A 15,209-nucleotide genomic window follows, 5' to 3' on the forward strand; every position below is an offset into this window, starting at 1 on the left:
CTGACCAACTTTAAAATTGATATAGAGGCAATGACGAAGATGATTGTTCAGAAAAAAATCTGCCGTTTATCATCTCATTAATTATTGGTGTTCCAAATTCTAAACGTTCACATTTTGTATATAAATCTACACATGATTTAAGAAAACACCATAAAAACATTTTGTCGGATTAATATACTTTTTGTCGATTTTATATGAATTTTATCGATTTTTGATTTTTTGTAATCGACAAAATCTACATTTAATCGATTAGTATTAAGGATTTTATAAATTTACTTTACCAAAATGTTTAACTCAAATCAAAACCCTAAACTTATGAAAAACTTAAAAACTACTTTGATTATTCTCTTTGTTTTGTGCGTTTTCAATCCATCGAATGCACAAGAAAACTCTGGATTCGATATCCAAAACCGAAATGCTGATGGCAATTATACTGCTAGCGCAAGAGCAGAAACTTCAGGAATAACCTATACCTATAATAATGGATGGTCGCCAAGCAGCCCGCTTAGTGCCGCGACTTCCCTTGATGATATTATTATTGAGTCAGGTACGGCAAACATTACGGCAAACACATCATGTAATATTTTAACCGTAGATCCTGGTGCTGCTATAGTTATTGATTCTGGTGTTACTTTGACTACAGACGCTATAAACTTAAATTCTAATTCCCAACAATATTCAAGTTTGATCTCCGATGGAACTATTGTTGGAACTGTAACTTATAAAAGATATACATCTCAAATAGGTACGAACGATTTAATTTCTGCACCAATTTCAGGGCAACTTTTTCCTGATTTTGCAGCTTTAAATCTAAATTTAGCGGCTTCTGGTACATTAAGAGCTTTCGCCCCTTTTGACACATCATCTGGAGCTTATCAGAATTATGACGTGCTTTCCAATGAGACAACCTCAATTGATGCAGGCATGGGATATAGAGCGGCAACAACGGACGGAAGTGCATTAACCTTTACAGGTGTAGCTAGAACGGACGATGTTTTAGATGTCGTAATATCAGATGACACTGCTAGTGGAGCCTGGAACTTAATTGGAAATCCATATCCATCATATCTTGATTTTGACGCGTTCTTTACTCTAAATAAATCACAATTAAATAATACCTCGTACCAAGCTATCTATGGTTATGACGGCGATTTATCTAATGGTTGGACAGTTTGGAACCAGGCAACAGCAGACTCACCAGCTATCGTTGAGTTGATTGCTCCTGGCCAAGCCTTTTTTGTAAAAGCTAAATCTGGTGGTGGACTAATTGATTTTACAACAGCAATGCGATGTACAGGTTCTTCTGATGATTTTATTTTAGGTAGAGCGTCATCATCTGCTCATCACGGATTTATAAGATTAAATTCATCTTCAGGCAGTTTGGAATATAGCACAGATTTTTATTTCAATAGTAATGCCACACAGGGTTTTGATCCTGGTTATGATTCAGCACTATACAGTGCAATACCTCCTGCATTTTCACTTTATTCCCATTTAGTAGAAGGCAATTCAGGAACTCCTTTCGGTGTTCAATCATTTGATCCAGATTCAATGTATAATGTTGTAGTGCCTTTAGGCGTTAACGTTAACCAAGGACAAGAAACAACATTCCATATTCTTGAGACCGATATGCCAGATGACATCAATGTATACTTAGAAGATACTGCTAATAATTCCTTTACATTATTAAATACTAGTGATTATGTTTTTACACCTAATGACAATTTAACTGGTACTGGTCGTTTTTATCTTAGATTTAGTACAACTGCGCTTAGTGTGGTTCAATCAGACTTCGAAACCATAGTTATCCAAGCTGATAATAAGAATAAGACAATTAATATTAATGGTCAATTACATAGTGAAACCAACACGAAATTGTACGATGTTAATGGTCGGGTTATTCTTACTAATGTATTAAGTGCCAATACTTCAAAGCAAGTTATAGATGTGAGTCATTTAAGTGCTGGCATTTATATCATAGAATTAAATAGTAATACAAGTCAAAGACGAGTAGAAAAGCTGATAATCAATTAATATTTGAAGAAACATTACTTAGAATAACAAGCTTCCATAATTTACTATTATGGAAGCTTTGTTTTTTAGGCGATTTCAGTAAGTTTTTTAACAGCTGGAATAATTTTAAGCCTAGGGTAATTTTCTTTTAAAATGTTTCTAAATCCATAAAACAAGAGTTCCTACCATCGGCGATAATAGTTTCCAAACTGCTAAGATTTAACTAAAGAGTATAGGCTATTTACTAACAGGGAAAAGTAGATAGAAACGCTTTGAAGACTATAGTTTGTATCATAAAAATACATATTGTTTTCGGATTCTTGAAGAAAATAGCGTTCTTGTAATTATGTTTAACAAACGCTATTACTACTTAATAAAAATTCAATATTTAGGCTATCGTTTTCATGGTTGGCAAAAACAACCCGATGTAAAAACGGTACATCTAATGATTGATCGCACTTTGAAGTTCATTCTTCAAGATATAAAATTTAAAACTTTAGGCGCAGGAAGAACAGATGCCATGGTATCTGCCAATGAAGCTGCTTTAGAACTATTTATATACAATGAACCTATCGAAGACTTCGAGGCTTTCTTAGACTTGTTCAATCATAATTTACCACAAGATATAAGAGCTTTATCTATTGAAGAAGTTGACAAGGAATTCAATATCATTCAAGATTCTAAACTAAAGGAATATCATTATGTGTTTTCAGAAGGGAGAAAAAACCATCCATTTTGTGCTCCAATCTTAACGACCATTCTTGAGCCTTTAGATGTTGAATTAATGAAACAAGGTGCCAAATTATTTGAAGGTTCACATAATTTTAAAACCTATTGTTATCGCGCTACGGACAAAGGTGAATATTTTAGAACTATAGAATCTTCTGAAATTATGAATAATACGCTCTATACAGCTAATTTTTTTCCTGAGGTATCTTATGTTTTTAAGGTCATAGGGAAGGGGTTTATGAGAAACCAAATTCGATTAATGTTTGGTTGTTTGATTAAATTGGGTAGAGGAGAAGTCACACTTGATTATATAGAGGAGACTTTAAAAAAAGACAGCACAGAAGTTATGGACTTTATAGCACCAGCTTCCGGTTTAATATTACATTCTGTGAATTTTGAATAAGTATATTAAAAGTCATTTCGTAAAAAAGGTAGTGGATTAAAATCCATTACCATTTTTATTTTTGTTGATTATAAGTATTTAGTCAATCCAGTGTTTGGCTATAGCATTTCTGGCAAACCAAATTAAAAACAGGCATACAATAATTACCATTATAGGCATTACCAATGCTGCACCTGTCATCTCAATATTAATAAAAAGGTAAACTTGTTGAATGATAGCAGCTAATGCAGAAACAATAAATAATAAATGTGCCCATTTTTTTCTTATCAATAAAGCAATACATCCCAATGCACCGCAAAATACGGCTAAAGCAAAAGCAGCCGTGTACCACGCAGGATACTCTGCTAAAAATTCGGCTTGTTGTTCTTTCGGTAACTGTGCGATCATATCGTCCGTCATAAAGGCTCTACCAATATATGCCATGACTCCAGCACCATTCCATAATAGTGCCAATACACTTACAATCCAGAACCAAATCGGTGGTTTGTTCATAGAATTTTTCATATTAAAGTTGATTAGTTTAGTTTAAATAGGGCACAAAAAAGCACCATTTTAATCAACAATGTATGAAAAAAATTATGAAACGTTAATTTCTAATAGAAATTAAGTTAGAAAAAAAGAAGTTGAAAGTTAATCAGCAACGTGAAGTTTTGGCTCCTTGTCTACAAATTTTCCATCGACAGATTCACCTAAAATGATCACTTCTTTTGAGCGTTCATACATTTTAATTGCGCGATGCATCTGTAATTTGGTGCCACTGTAAAGTTTTACACCTGATCTTGAGCCTTTATTTCTGATTTCGATATAGTAACCGTCCTTTAGTTTCGTTGGTCTTGTTGCTGGTCTACCCATAAAAAGTAATGTGTGTTTTAAAAGTAGTGCATAATAGCAAAAAATCTCACAACTCACAAGTTTATTTAAAAACATTTCTCAATGGAGTTATTCATAGTGTTAAATCTATTTAGGAATCAAGACTTTACTTATCATAAATTTATGTTAATGAAGTCAACACGCTGTTAAACCTTGTTAATTACCATTCTAAAAAGGACTTATGTTTTTAAATTATAGGGAACAGATTTAACACTTTAAAAATATAAATTATGAGTTATTTAAATATAAAGGACGATAAACTAATGCCAACAGTTGTAGAACTAAATACATTATTGGCAGATTATCATATTTACTATCAAAATTTAAGAAATTTTCATTGGAATATTCTTGGAGAGAACTTTTTTGACCTTCACGTAAAATTTGAAGAGCTATATAATGATGCGCGCCTCAAGATTGATGAAATCGCAGAGCGTATTTTGACATTGCGTTATCATCCAATGAGTAAACTAGAGGATTATTTGAAATCAGCATCCATAAAGGAAGTTTCTTCTAAGTTGACAGATAAGGAAATGGTTTCAACAATTTTAAACAACCACGCCATTCTTCTAAAGCAAATGTCTAATGTTGTAAACAAGGCGGATGAAATTGGCGACGAAGGAACTATCGATCTTATTGGGGCATACATTAGGGAATTGGAAAAAAACAGTTGGATGTTAGACGCATTTTCAAAGGAAACGTCTTCCCAATTAAATGAAAGTTTAGTTTAAATTAACAAGCTTATTTATAGGACTCGCTTAAAGTATCAAGAAATTGAAATCTTAAGCGAGTTTATTATAAGATATGTTTTATAGGTTTCGGGTTAGAGCTAAACCTTATAGGGTACGAGCAAATACAATCCTAACGACATTCCGATATTTACTCTAAATTTTTAGATTAGCCATTAAGCTATACACACCAAAAGAATCGTAAATAAACAATAATCTTAATTATAATGAAAGAACAGTTCAATACCGCTTTAGGAAATCTCGTAGACAAATTAATTGGTTGGTTCAATGCCATAATTTCTAATATCCCCAATTTAATTTTGGCCATTTTAGTAATGGTGGCAGCCTATTTTTCTGCAAAATATGTCAGTAAATTGGTTAATAAATTAGTTGACAAAAGAGTTGAGCAAGATTCAATTAAAAGAGCTATTGCCCGTGTAAGTGCGGTAGTAGTAGTGGCATTAGGTCTTTTCATAGCACTCGGCGTTCTAAACTTGGGTAAAGCCTTGACGTCTTTACTTGCTGGTGCAGGTGTGGTTGGTTTAGCTATTGGTTTAGCCTTACAAGGTACTTTGGCAAATACATTTGCAGGACTACTTTTGTCTTTCAGAAAGAAAATACAAATTGGTCATTGGGTAGAAACTACTGGATTCTCAGGTGAAGTCATGGATATTAATCTGAAATATTTTACTTTAAAAGAAGCCGACAATAATATGGTGGTCATTCCCAACAGAACGATATTAGATAATCCTCTAAAAAACTATTCCTTAACTACAAAAATGAGGATTTTTCTAGAATGCGGAGTAGGGTATGAGTCTGATTTGGAAAAGGTAGAACAATTGACCAAAGAAACAATCGCCAATACATTTGACCAAGTAGAGTCTGCAGACGATGTGGAATTTTATTACACGGAATTTGGTGGAAGCTCTATCAACTATTTGTGCCGTTTCTGGATTGATGCCGAAAGCATGCTAGAAAAATTAAGGGCAAAGACCAAAGCTATCATCGCAATTAAAAAAGCATATGATAAAGAGGATGTTAATATCCCATTCCCAATTAGAACCCTTCAATTTGATAATAAGTTAGGTGTAAATTCAGCCGATTTGAAAGAAGCATATTCTAAAAATCAATAAAGTTATTTGTATCAAGTTTTATGTAATTGAGTTAAAACTCTTAGGTTAAGAGCAAATAATACCATAACTTAGAGTCGATATTTGTACTTATCAAAAACACTAACTATTAACCATTAAAACTAAAAACAATGAAAAAATTAAGTTATCTTTTTATAGCCTTATTTAGTTTGAGCCTAATGACAACTAGTTGTAGAGAACAAAAATCTACAGAAGATAAAGTTGAAGACGCTGTTGACGATGCAGGAGATGCAATTGAAGACGCTGCAGATGATGTAGGAGATGCCATTGACGGCTAGAAATATGTAGTTTCAATAATATTATAACTTAAAAGCCATCTTTTTGATGGCTTTTTATATTTTTATAGAAATTAACTTTTTAGACTATTTCCCTCATGAACCTTTCCATTCCTAAAGAATTACTGACGTTTTTTAAAAAGCTTGAAAACAATAACAATCGTGATTGGTTTAACGAACACAAGCCAGAATTTAAGGCCATTGAAGCCAAGGCAAAAAAAGCTTACAACCATTTGGGTGAATTGATGGGTGTTCACGATCAAATTGAAAAAATTAAAATATTTAGAATTTATAGGGATGTAAGATTTTCTAAAAACAAATTGCCATATAAAACCCATTTTGGAGGTTCCTTTACCAGAAAGAAACCAGAGCTAAGAGGTGGTTATTATTTGCATATACAACCAAATAACGAATCATTTATTGCGACTGGCTTTTGGGATCCCAATAAAGAAGATCTTTTACGCATCAGGAAAGAATTTGAAATGGATGATTCAGAAATACGTGATATTTTAAAAGATAAAACCTTTAAATCCACCTGGGGAAATTTTACAGGAGACGAGCTTAAAACAGCACCTAAAGGCTTCGACAAAGAGCATTCTGCCATAGATTTAATACGAAGAAAACAATTCATCTTTGTTAAGAAATACTCGGACGAAGAGGTTCTTGCAGATGATTTTATCAATGAAGTGAATCAAGCGTTTAAAAACGTGAGACCCTTTCTGGATTACATGAGCGACGTATTAACTACCAATTTGAATGGCGAATCTTTACTATAAAACCTCTTTAATCAAATAGCGCTTATCATTAAATTGAAATTGATCACCTTTTTTACGCAGTTTTAAAAGCTGACCTAGAGGCGAAGCAAGTGAAATGATATAATATTCAGACCCTTCTAATTCCACCTTGCCAATACTTAAAGCAATAAAAAAGGTGATGCTATCCGTTTTTACCAAACTCCCTAAAACAACTGAGTCAGAGACCAAGTTAGGTCGTACCAATTTTAACTGTTCTCGCATTTTATGGGCATCATTGAGATACGTCATGTTTTTCTCTAGATCATCCAATAATTTGGAATTTCCGGAATCATCCTCCTCATTGCTCACTTTGTCATTGTTTTCAATAGATTCCTTAATTAAATCGATTTCATTTTTGTAGCCCAGTACACGTTTGTCCGCATAGCGTTGGCACAGTTCTAATAGTTGTGTTTTTATTTTCATTAAAATAGACTAAACCTCCTGAAGACTTTCAGGTCGTGTAAAAAGTTGAACACTTTGAATCAAACGTTCCTTAACAATATTCATCATTCGTTTATTGAGCGCTGATGAATTCTGAATATAAAGTTCATATTCTTCTACCGTAAACTGACCAATAATCATTCCTTTCAGTGAATTCCTGAATTTGATATCCTTCTGGATAGCATTGGAAATATAGTTGAGCTGATCTTCCATGGGTAGATCGAAAAATATGTTTTTGTGTTTCACAATATAATTTTCAAAAACAGCAACTAATAAATTGTGCTGTAGTTTGATTATAGGTCTTAAAGTTGTATTCTGAAATGCCTCTTCTGCACTTATGCCTTCATACACTTTCGCAGATAAAATTTGAGGTCTAATGGATAGTAGGTTATTAAATCTTGAAGCCATAACAATATGATTAAGGTTTGAATTCGGAATTAAAATTAATGAAATAGGGAGCATTTCAATTTTCTTTGACAATATCTTGTTAACGGTCTTATTAACAATAATGATTATAGGATTCAAAAATCGAATTCATTTCAGTTCGCATACTGCATTCAATATTTTATCTTTGAGTAGTTTATAAACCGAATATAATACCATATTAAAACATGAGATTCCACACCAGAAAATGGGTAAAACCCGAAGACCTAAATCCAAATGGCACTTTATTTGGCGGACAGCTTTTAGCTTGGATAGATGAAGAAGCTGCGCTTTATACCATCATTCAATTTGAAAATTCCAAAATTGTAACCAAATATATATCTGAAATTAATTTTATGAGTTCTGCCGTACAAGGCGATATTGTAGAACTAGGAATAGAGGTTATTAAATTTGGTAGATCTTCAATTACATTAAAATGTGAAGCCCGAAATAAAATGACCAGAGCAACCATATTAACCGTAGATAATATTGTCATGGTAAATTTAGGGGAAGATGGTAAACCAACGCCTCATGGAAAAACGGAAATAGAATTTGTAAAGGATAGGTTAAAAGATTCTTAGGGTTAAGGTAAATATTACACTTTGTTGCCTAAGGCCAATTCATAAATTTCCAGTTCAAAATATTGAACAGCTGCCAAAACGTGGTCAAAGATATCACCTATGATAAACTCGTAATTTTCCCAACGCTGATCTTTACTAAAACAATAAATTTCCATAGGAATTCCTTGAGGCGTCGGTTCTAATTGACGTACCATTAAGGTCATTTTTTCATTGATGGCAGAATGCTTTTCAACATAGGTTTGGAGGTATTTTCTAAACACTCCAAAGTTGGTTAAATTGATTCCGTTTATCAACACCGATTTGTCTGCACCATGTTCCGTGTTGTATTCAATGATTTCTTTAGATTTGGTTTCAATATATTCGGAGACCAATTGAATTTTTTTGAGCTTTTCAATGTCTTCTTCCGTCAAAAATTTAATAGTAGAAACTTTAATGATCACCGAGCGTTTAATACGTCGTCCTCCAGAAGACTGCATACCTCTCCAGTTTTTAAACGAATCTGAAATTAAGGCATACGTAGGAATTGTGGTAATGGTCATGTCCCAATTCTGAACTTTTACGGTCGCTAAATTGATCTCTATAACATCACCATCTGCACCATATTTCTCAAACGTGATCCAGTCGCCAATGCGCACCATATCATTTATTGAAACTTGAATACTGGCTACAAAACCAAGAATGGTATCTTTAAAAATTAAAATAATAATTGCTGAAGCTGCTCCTAAAGTCGTAGCAAATTTAAAGAATGATATGCCTGTTAATATGGCGATAGCAGAAAACGCACCTATAAGCCACGCAAAGATCATAAAGACTTGAATGTAACTGTCTATGGGCTTGTCTCTATAACTCGGAATGGTTTTAAGATAGTCTTTTATTGATTTTAATATACTGCGTATAATACTTAATGTTAGTATAATTCCAACAACTTTTAAAGTTTTGGAAATTATGGATTCGGCATATTGAAAATCAGAGAAAATTTGTGGTAAAAATTCAATCAGTATAATTAACGGAACAACATGCGCTACATTTCTAGGTAGCTTATTGTCAATTAAAATATTATCAAAATCCGTTTTGGTACGCTTAGCGATACCTGCAGAAAATCGCCAAAGAAGTCGTTTGGTTACATAGTCTATGGCAAACGCAATTATAATAACTGCAATTAGTAAAACTAACATATTCAAAAAACTGGCGGTATCTTTTGATAAGCCTTTTTCTATGAGAAAATCGTAAAAAATATGTTTTATATTAAGCACGGCGAGATTTTGTTAAATATTTTTTATCAATGTAAAATGTACCCAAAGGAATAACGGAAGCCAATAAAACTACCCATAGCGTTCGGGTTGGCCACTTCATGTCAGAACTAATTAAGATAGCGATAACCACATAGGCCATAAATAAAATTCCATGTGGCATGCCTAACCATTCAACATATGTAGGCTCATTATAAAACCATTTTAATGGTGAAGCAATAAACAATAATAAGATATACGAAACACCTTCCAATAACGCTATAATCCTAAAAAGTGGTAACAATTTGAGCATGATCTTAAATTTTCTGCAAAAGTACTTTAGAATTAATGAATAAGCGCAGGTTTTAACAGCTTTTAAGAAATATTTTGTAACAAAGAAAACACTTTCAAGCATTCATATTCAGTATATAAATGACTTAGCTTATAATTGAGCTTAGACTTATCTAACAGATTCATTTGAAAACTTAATGTTGGGATTTCACTATAAACAGAATACAGTAACAAATACGGCCTCAGCAACCCATTTTAAGTGACTTATTTAGTTAGAGACGAGCAGTATCTCATAAATGTATTAATTTACAACAGCATCAAACGCATCAAAAAATGCCATAAAAATACAGTAGCTAAATATCATAATGGCGCTATTATAGAACATATTAGCCAGAATTTTGACCTAAAGTAATCTTATGTGTTTGTTTATAAGCTTTAAAATTTAAATATTTGGTATAGAAATTGTATCTTTGTTATCAGTTTATTGAAAATATACTACACAAATAACTTTATCCTTAAGTTATTTCTCTAGATTTTAATACTATTCATTGTTAAGTTAATTAACTTGTCTGCATTATACATATTTTCAAAAGCACACACACATATTAATTTTTAAAACTACGAATGGCTAAATCACAACAGACTTTTAGTAAAAGTGAAAAAGAAAAAAAACGATTAAAAAAACGGGAAGACAAGCGCAAGAAAATGGAAGCGCGTAAACTCGAAAAAGAAGAAAATGGATCAGAAGGAATTCCTATGGCTTATGTTGACCATAATGGAAATCTTACGGATACACCGCCAGATCCTGCAATGAAGGTTAAGGTCAAGGCTAAAAATATTGTTCTTGGTGTTCCTACTAAAGAAGAATCGGACGAAGATCCGTTTGACCCAATTAGAACAGGAAAAGTATCTTTTTATGATAGTTCCAAAGGTTTTGGATTTATTATCGATACCGAAACTAATGAAAAGCATTTCACACACGTCAGTGGTATCATTGATGAAATTATCGAAAACGACAAAGTAACGTTTGAACTTGAAAAAGGGCAACGTGGCATGAATGCCGTACGCGTGAAAAAAGTATAAATACTATAAATTTAGATAATCATTGAAGCCATTATAGTTTTACTATAGTGGCTTTTTTTTATGTGTAAAAGTTTGATTCTTACGATCATCATCCCCTTGTTTAAAAGAAAGCTTGAGTTTTTTAAAACCGAGCTATTAAAAACCTCGTAGGTAGAGCAACAATTAATTTAAAACTTTAAAATTATGAAAACGAGAAAAATCATTTCAACATTGACATTGGCAATAGCCTTAATTTTTGGATCTACAGTAATGGCCCAAAATAAAATGGAAAAAGATACAAAGATGGTTGGCGGTGCAGCCATGTATCCCTCTAAAGATATTGTGTCTAACGCCGTGAATTCTAAAGACCATACAACATTGGTAGCTGCTGTAAAAGCTGCAGAATTAGTAGAAACTTTACAAGGGAATGGTCCTTTTACGGTATTTGCGCCGACAAACGCTGCTTTTGATAAATTACCAAAAGGAACCGTAGCCACTTTATTGAAGCCTGAAAATAAGGAAAAACTTCAAGCCGTATTAACTTATCATGTGATAGCGGGAAAATTTAGTGGGAAAGATATAATGAAAGCCATTAAAAAAGGTGGTGGAAAAGCGACCTTTAAAACAGTAAATGGTGGTATGTTAACGGCAATGATGGACGGTAAGTCATTAGTACTTGCAGATAACGCAGGTAATAAATCTATGGTGACCATTGCCGATGTTAATCAATCAAATGGTGTTATCCATGTTGTTGATACGGTGGTATTGCCAGGAATGTAAAATATTTAGTTGAGTTAGGATAAGAATTAGTTCATGATGGTTGATTGGAGTTAATAACTAATTCTTGAAAGCACAAGTTTTTTGACTTGTGCTTTTTTTATGAACTCATCTTGACTTTTTTATTTTTAACCGAAAATGAGAGAAAATTTGCTCAGATCAAGCTATTTTTGAAAGACATAGCATCGCTACATATAAGAAAATAGATGAAATATGAGTTAATTTTAGCCATTTTTTAGGAAATAGAAAAAGTCAAGATTAGTTCTATACTTTAGAAAAGCCGTTATCTTTGATAGTGGCTTTTTTGGGCATAGAATCTAAATGACTGAAACCAAATATCCTGCAAGGTTTTAAAAACCTTGTAGGTATAAATTGCTTAAGAAAAACTATTTTGGGAAAGGGTCACTCATAATAACAACCGTTTCAACCCCACAAGGTAAAGAAAGACCTTGCAGGATTTATAAAAAAAAACACTTAAACAATATTAAATGCATGCAGAAATAAAGCATTGTCCCGAAAGAAAAGTAGTTGGATTATCCGCAACAATGAAACAAAATGAGCATCATAAAATCCCAGAACTCTGGAAACGTTTCATGCCTAGAAAAAGAGAAATCGGAAACCTTGTTTCAGAGGAGTTAATAGCGATGCAAATATTTGCCAATGATACAACGCCTGAAGTTAATAATGAACATAATATTTGGGCCTGTGCTGAAGTTTCAAATTTTGAAACTATACCGAAAGGTTTGGAGGTTTTTACAATTCCGAAAGGTAAGTACGTGGTCTTTTTACATAAAGGAATGGATGCTTCTGCGACCTATCAAAAAATCATGACCGAATGGTTACCAACTTCAGATTTGAAACTAGATAATAGACCACATTTTCAAGTAATGGGAGCGAAGTATAGAAATGGAAGTGAGGATTCTGAGGAGGAATTTTATTTACCTGTAAAGCTTAAAACTTAATCCGATAATCACAACCACTCTTATAATTACTACAACCAAAAGCCGACTTTCCTTTTAAAATTTTACCAGTTTTACATTTAGGGCAATTTTCCCCAGCTTTAACTGTAACTTTTTTAGTAACCTGTTTGGGTTCAAATTTCAACTTAAATGCAGCATCGAATCGCAATAAGCCTTCTTGAGAGTTTACTTTTTCCGAAGTCTCAGGATTAAAACCTTTTAAATTCACGGTTGAACCTTTCGTCAATAACCGAATGTATTGCTTTTCGGAAATTTTCTTATCAGCAAAGCTAAACGGTAAGGTAAAGTCACAAGATTTACCATAGAGATTACAGCCATAAGCCGACTTTCCTTTTAAAAGCGAACCCGTTTTGCATTTTGGACAAGAACTTCCAACCAAAGCCTTAGACTTTGATTTTGATTTTGATTTCGATTTAGACTTTCCAACAGGTTTGTTGTTCACTGCTGAAATTCTGGTTTGTACCTTTTCACTTCGGACTTCGTAAACCAAAGCATCCACCATGCGTTTCATACCTCTTATAAAAGCACTCGCGCTGAATTCACCTTTTTCAATATCCTTTAATTGCTTTTCCCAAGAACCTGTAAGCTCTGCAGATTTCAACAATTCATTTTGAATCGTATCAATCAATTGAATGCCTGTAACCGTCGGCAAAATCTGTTTTTTATTTCGCTTTATATATTTACGTCTAAATAAAGTTTCAATTATATTGGCACGCGTCGATGGACGACCAATACCGTTTTCTTTCATTAAATCCCTAAGCTCATCATCCTCAACTTGCTTTCCAGCCGTTTCCATAGCGCGCAGAAGGGAGGCTTCCGTATATTGATTGGGCGGTTTGGTTTGCTTTTCTAAAAAAGAGGGTACGTGAGGTCCTTTTTCACCTTTGACAAAAGATGGTAATAGACCAGCTTTTGTCACATTGAGCGAAGTCGAAGTGTCTTTTTTTAAGTTATTATTTTGGTCACTATGCGAAGTCGAAGTGTCTTGCTTCTCAAATACCAAGCGCCAGCCTTTAGACAAAATCTCCTTTCCCGTAGTTTTAAAATTAACATCAGCCGCTTTTCCTATAACAGTAGTGTTAGATACTTTACAATCGTCATAAAAAACAGCAATAAAACGTTTTACAATAATATCATAAACTTGCTGCTCATTGTATTGCAAATGCGTTTGCATACCGGTTGGAATGATAGCATGGTGATCCGTTACTTTTTTGTCATTAAAGACACGTGAGGACTTCTTTATCTTTTTGTTTAGAATAGGATCCGTAAGATTCGAGTAATCAGTTAATTTAGATAAAATGCCTTTGACTTTAGGATACACATCATTCGGTAAAAATGTGGTATCCACTCTTGGATAGGTTACGGCTTTTTTCTCGTATAATTTTTGGGCTATTTTAAGCGTATCGTCTGCTGAAAATCCGAACTTGGTATTACAATACACTTGTAATCCCGTTAAATCGAACAGCTTTGGAGCATACTCTGTACCTTTCTTTTTGGTGATTGATACAATTTCGAATTCATGTTCCTTTACTTTATTGGCTAAAATTTCACCATCTTCCATCTTTAAAAAACGGCCTTCTTCATAACTAAAAAGTGTATCCCTGTAAAGGATTTGTAGTTCCCAATAAGGTTGTGGCACAAAGTTTTCAATGTCTTTAAATCGATTCACAAGCATAGCGAGCGTGGGCGTTTGAACACGTCCAACCGAAAGCACCTGTTTGTAGCCGCCATGTTTCACCGTATATAATCTGGTGGCATTAATGCCTAAGAGCCAATCGCCAATAGAACGCGAAAAACCTGCATAGTAAAGATTATCGTAATTCTTAGAAGGCTTTAAGTTATTGAAACCTTCTTTAATGGCTTCTGTCGTTAAAGACGAAATCCACAAGCGCTGCACTTCGCCTTTATAGTTAGCTTTATTGATGACCCAACGTTGAATGAGCTCTCCTTCTTGGCCAGCATCACCACAATTAATCACAACCTCTGCTTTATCAAATAGACTTTTTACAATTTTGAATTGCTTTTTAATCCCATCATTATTCGCCACCTTAACCTTAAACTTTTCAGGTAACATCGGCAAGTTGTTTAAGTCCCAACTTTTCCAATACGGTTTATAATCCGCAGGTTCAAATAAGGTACAAAGATGTCCAAATGTATAAGTCACCGCATAACCATTGCCTTCATAGTAACCATCACGTTTTGTGGTAGCTCCTAATACAGATGCAATTTCTCTGGCAACACTTGGTTTTTCGGCAATACAGACTTTCAAATTTGTTTGTTTTTTGACGCTGCGAAATTAGTGAATTTTCAAAATACTTAGCTACCAATAGACTATTTGATTTATCGCCTTCAGTATCATGTTTCTAAAGATTGTTATTTAAAAGATTCTCGATTTTTTATACTATTTGAACTTATCAAGAATGAAGTCTTGGTTCCCTGCCTTGCCGGCAGGCAGGTTGTTTCTA

The 15,209-nt window shown here is 33.5% G+C and carries 17 protein-coding genes; 10 read left to right on the forward strand and 7 right to left on the reverse strand.

Annotated features, from left to right (window positions below):
* The first annotated feature begins 315 nt into the window (after positions 1 to 315).
* Both HM987_RS08410 and HM987_RS08415 read left to right on the forward strand, forming a co-directional pair.
* Positions 316 to 2,034, forward strand: coding sequence for a T9SS type A sorting domain-containing protein (locus tag HM987_RS08410; RefSeq protein ID WP_179006967.1), 1,719 nt, complete (start codon positions 316 to 318; stop codon positions 2,032 to 2,034).
* A 325-nt stretch (positions 2,035 to 2,359) separates the two neighbouring features.
* A complete protein-coding gene (locus HM987_RS08415) occupies positions 2,360 to 3,145 on the forward strand; it encodes a tRNA pseudouridine synthase A (protein WP_179006969.1) in 786 nt (261 codons plus the stop codon).
* 78 nt (positions 3,146 to 3,223) lie between these two features.
* Here the strand turns inward: HM987_RS08415 and HM987_RS08420 are convergent, their stop codons facing one another.
* A complete protein-coding gene (locus HM987_RS08420; protein ID WP_179006971.1) occupies positions 3,224 to 3,649 on the reverse strand; it encodes a hypothetical protein in 426 nt (141 codons plus the stop codon).
* Between the two features lie 126 nt (positions 3,650 to 3,775).
* On the reverse strand, positions 3,776 to 3,997 hold the full coding sequence (locus HM987_RS08425) for a hypothetical protein (RefSeq protein WP_178988458.1): 222 nt from the start codon (positions 3,995 to 3,997) through the stop codon (positions 3,776 to 3,778).
* Between the two features lie 248 nt (positions 3,998 to 4,245).
* Here HM987_RS08425 and HM987_RS08430 point away from each other — a divergent pair, with 248 nt between their 5' ends.
* The 4 genes from HM987_RS08430 (at position 4,246) to HM987_RS08445 (ending at position 6,942) form a co-directional block, all read left to right on the forward strand.
* A complete protein-coding gene (locus HM987_RS08430; protein ID WP_179006973.1) occupies positions 4,246 to 4,743 on the forward strand; it encodes a Dps family protein in 498 nt (165 codons plus the stop codon).
* A gap of 224 nt (positions 4,744 to 4,967) precedes the next feature.
* Positions 4,968 to 5,873 carry a mechanosensitive ion channel family protein gene (locus HM987_RS08435; RefSeq protein WP_179006975.1) on the forward strand — a complete coding sequence of 302 codons (906 nt, stop codon included), beginning with the start codon at positions 4,968 to 4,970 and terminating at the stop codon, positions 5,871 to 5,873.
* A gap of 128 nt (positions 5,874 to 6,001) precedes the next feature.
* Complete coding sequence (locus HM987_RS08440) at positions 6,002 to 6,169, forward strand: hypothetical protein (protein ID WP_179006976.1); 168 nt, start codon at positions 6,002 to 6,004, stop codon at positions 6,167 to 6,169.
* A 95-nt stretch (positions 6,170 to 6,264) separates the two neighbouring features.
* Positions 6,265 to 6,942 (forward strand): DUF2461 domain-containing protein, encoded by a 678-nt coding sequence (locus HM987_RS08445; RefSeq protein ID WP_179006978.1) that lies wholly within the window; start codon positions 6,265 to 6,267, stop codon positions 6,940 to 6,942.
* On the opposite strand, the gene HM987_RS08450 is transcribed toward HM987_RS08445, so the two are convergent.
* Entirely contained in the window at positions 6,937 to 7,383 is a 447-nt protein-coding gene (locus HM987_RS08450; RefSeq protein WP_179006981.1) for a hypothetical protein, read from the reverse strand. The genes HM987_RS08445 and HM987_RS08450 overlap by 6 nt on opposite strands.
* Positions 7,384 to 7,392: 9 nt before the next feature.
* The gene (locus tag HM987_RS08455; RefSeq protein ID WP_179009956.1) at positions 7,393 to 7,809 is read right to left on the reverse strand and encodes a glyoxalase; all 417 of its coding nucleotides are present in this window, start codon (positions 7,807 to 7,809) and stop codon (positions 7,393 to 7,395) included.
* Between the two features lie 203 nt (positions 7,810 to 8,012).
* Between HM987_RS08455 and HM987_RS08460 the strand changes: the two genes are divergently transcribed.
* Positions 8,013 to 8,405, forward strand: a complete 393-nt coding sequence (locus HM987_RS08460) for an acyl-CoA thioesterase (protein ID WP_179006984.1) — start codon at positions 8,013 to 8,015, stop codon at positions 8,403 to 8,405.
* Between the two features lie 14 nt (positions 8,406 to 8,419).
* Here the strand turns inward: HM987_RS08460 and HM987_RS08465 are convergent, their stop codons facing one another.
* Positions 8,420 to 9,658, reverse strand: a complete 1,239-nt coding sequence (locus HM987_RS08465) for a mechanosensitive ion channel family protein (protein WP_229724654.1) — start codon at positions 9,656 to 9,658, stop codon at positions 8,420 to 8,422.
* Positions 9,651 to 9,947, reverse strand: coding sequence for a DUF3817 domain-containing protein (locus HM987_RS08470; protein ID WP_179006990.1), 297 nt, complete (start codon positions 9,945 to 9,947; stop codon positions 9,651 to 9,653). Before HM987_RS08470 ends, HM987_RS08465 begins: the two co-directional genes overlap by 8 nt.
* A gap of 602 nt (positions 9,948 to 10,549) precedes the next feature.
* Between HM987_RS08470 and HM987_RS08475 the strand changes: the two genes are divergently transcribed.
* The 3 genes from HM987_RS08475 (at position 10,550) to HM987_RS08485 (ending at position 12,726) form a co-directional block, all read left to right on the forward strand.
* Positions 10,550 to 11,008, forward strand: a complete 459-nt coding sequence (locus HM987_RS08475) for a cold-shock protein (protein ID WP_179006993.1) — start codon at positions 10,550 to 10,552, stop codon at positions 11,006 to 11,008.
* A 183-nt stretch (positions 11,009 to 11,191) separates the two neighbouring features.
* Positions 11,192 to 11,767, forward strand: a complete 576-nt coding sequence (locus HM987_RS08480; protein ID WP_179006995.1) for a fasciclin domain-containing protein — start codon at positions 11,192 to 11,194, stop codon at positions 11,765 to 11,767.
* 485 nt (positions 11,768 to 12,252) lie between these two features.
* On the forward strand, positions 12,253 to 12,726 hold the full coding sequence (locus tag HM987_RS08485; RefSeq protein WP_179006997.1) for a GyrI-like domain-containing protein: 474 nt from the start codon (positions 12,253 to 12,255) through the stop codon (positions 12,724 to 12,726).
* Here the strand turns inward: HM987_RS08485 and HM987_RS08490 are convergent.
* Complete coding sequence (locus HM987_RS08490; protein ID WP_179006999.1) at positions 12,716 to 15,013, reverse strand: type IA DNA topoisomerase; 2,298 nt, start codon at positions 15,011 to 15,013, stop codon at positions 12,716 to 12,718. The two genes, HM987_RS08485 and HM987_RS08490, sit on opposite strands and share 11 nt — an antisense overlap.
* Positions 15,014 to 15,209: the final 196 nt, after the last annotated feature.

The organism is Winogradskyella forsetii (assembly GCF_013394595.1).
GTDB classification, from domain to species: Bacteria; Bacteroidota; Bacteroidia; order Flavobacteriales; family Flavobacteriaceae; genus Winogradskyella; species Winogradskyella forsetii.